Here is a 2,264-nt window from a genome sequence, read left to right as displayed (position 1 = left end):
TGACGGCGATCACTGAAATTCCCCACTTCTGATCACTGAAATTCCCCACCTGCGGGGCCATCCACCCACATGGGGTGGGGCTCCTTTGTGCTGGACGTTCGCCAGAGCGTCAGCGACCAGAGGAGCCCCGGCTCAGATGATCACACATGGAGAAGACGTGGAGCTTCACGCACTGAGGGCACAGGGTTGGTCGATCTCGGCGATCGCCCGGCATTTGGGTCTGGACCGCAAGACGGTGCGCGCCCACCTCGCCGGTGAGCGGCAGGCGGGGGTGCGCCGCAGCAGCGCGGTGGATCCCTTCGACGCGGTGGCGGACTATGTGCGCCAGCGGCTGGTTGAGGATCCCCATGTTCGGGCGACGGTGCTGTTCGGCGAGGCCCAGAGGCTGGGCTATCAGGCGTCGTATCCGACGTTCGTGCGCCGCATCCGGCTCGGGGGCCTGCGGCCGGAGTGTCAGGCGTGCTCGCCTCAGCGGGCTCATGTTGACATCGAGCACCCGCCCGGTGAGGAGATCCAGTGGGACTGGCTGGAGCTGCGAGACACCCCGTGGGGCACTGCGGCGTTCGTGCTGGTCGGTGTGCTGTCGCACTCGGGGCGGCTGCGGTGCTGGTTCTCGGAGTCGATGGACCAGCCCCATCTGGTGGCCGGCATCCACCAGGTGCTGGAACGCCTCGGGGGGACCGCCCGGCGCTGGAGAACCGACCGCATGGCCGCGGTGGTGGCACCGGGCACGGACAGGCTCCAGGCGTCGTTCGCGGCCGTCGCCAAGCACTATGGCGCCGCGGTCGATGTGTGCCCTCCTCGGCGCCCCAGGCGCAAGGGCGCAGTCGAGAAGGGCATCGACTATCTCACCCAGTCGTGGTGGCGCACCGCTGCGGTCGCCTCACCCGAGGCAGCGCAGGCCTCAGCTGACCGCTGGTGCATCGAGGTCGCAGACGCTCGGGTGCGCCGCGTCGGCGGCGACGTCCTCACCGTCGCGGAGGCCGCGGCCGGCGAGCCGCTGGGGGCTCTCCCCGCGGCCGCGTTCCCTGTGACGCTCACCCTTGAGCGGATCGTGTCGGCGAACGCGCTGGTGGCGGTGTGGGGCAACCGCTACTCGGTCCCTCCCGAGCTGGCCGGCGCGAACGTGGTGGTCACCCACCGAGTCGGCGCCGACCTCATCGAGATCCACAACGCCGGACGCGCCGTGGCCGAGCACCGGCTGGCACCTTCGGGCGCTCACCGCACCATCCGCTGCCCTGAGCACGCACAGGCCCTGCAGGCCGCGGTGCTCGCAGCCTTCGACACCCAAAGCCCCTGCCGGCGCAAAGCCAACCGGCCCCCCAGCCCCCAAGCCGCCGCCATCGCGGCCCGCCTGAGCCCACACATCGGCGCCGATCCAGTCGTCGACCTCGACGTCTACCGGCGCCTCACCCAACCGGAGGCCTCGTGAGCCCCAAAGACAGCCTCTATCAGCAGCTGCGGTCGCATCTGGCCTACCTCAAGCTGCCCGCCGCGGCCGAGGCGCTGCCCGCCGCGCTCGAGCACGCCAGCGGCTCGGGTCAGACCCACACCGAGTTCCTCGAACAGCTCCTCGCTGTCGAGGTCGACGCCACCGAGGCCCGCCGCCTCGCCGGGCGGATGCGCTTCGCGAACTTCCCAGCCCCCTGGAGACTCACCGACTTCGACTTCGACGCCCAACCCTCAATCGACCCCGCGCTCATCCGTGACCTGGCCAGCTGCCACTACACCGCCGACGCCACCAACGTCTTGTTCATCGGACCGCCCGGCGTGGGCAAGACCATGCTCGCCGTCGCCCTGGGACACGAAGCCGTCGAAGCCGGCCTGCGCGTCTACTACACCACCGCCGCCGACCTCGCCGCCCGATGCCGCAAAGCCGCCCTCGAAGGACGCTGGGCCACCACCATGCGATTCTTCGCCGGGCCCGCCGTGTTGATCATCGACGAGCTCGGATACCTCCCAATGCCCACCGCCGACGCCAACGCCCTGTTCCAAGTCATCAGCCAGCGCTACCTCAAATCCAGCATCATCCTGACCACCAACCGAGGCGCCAACGCCTGGGGAGACATCTTCGGCGACACCACCATCGCCGCCGCCATGCTCGACCGGCTCCTACACCGCTGCGCCGTCATCAACATCACCGGCGACAGCTACCGCCTACGAGCCCACCAAGCCCGCAACCGTCAACACACAACTACAATCCAACCACCCCCGGGTGGGGAATTCCGCTGATCAACTCTGGGGAATTTCGCTGATCGGCGTCA

The 2,264-nt window shown here is 69.1% G+C and carries 2 protein-coding genes; both read left to right on the top strand.

Annotation, left to right across the window (positions count from 1 at the left end; translation table 11 throughout):
• The first annotated feature begins 136 nt into the window (after window positions 1-136).
• Window positions 137-1,432 (top strand): IS21 family transposase, encoded by a 1,296-nt coding sequence (gene istA, locus OXI49_15435; protein MDE2691899.1) that lies wholly within the window; start codon window positions 137-139, stop codon window positions 1,430-1,432.
• Window positions 1,429-2,232 carry an IS21-like element helper ATPase IstB gene (gene istB / locus OXI49_15430; GenBank protein ID MDE2691898.1) on the top strand — a complete coding sequence of 268 codons (804 nt, stop codon included), beginning with the start codon at window positions 1,429-1,431 and terminating at the stop codon, window positions 2,230-2,232. Before istA ends, istB begins: the two co-directional genes overlap by 4 nt.
• The last annotated feature ends 32 nt before the right edge of the window (window positions 2,233-2,264 follow it).

This window comes from Acidobacteriota bacterium (assembly GCA_028875725.1).
In the GTDB taxonomy this organism is placed as follows: Bacteria; Acidobacteriota; Thermoanaerobaculia; order Multivoradales; family Multivoraceae; genus Multivorans.
Note: the sequence above shows the minus strand (reverse complement) of the source record. Positions and strands in the feature narration are given on the sequence as shown.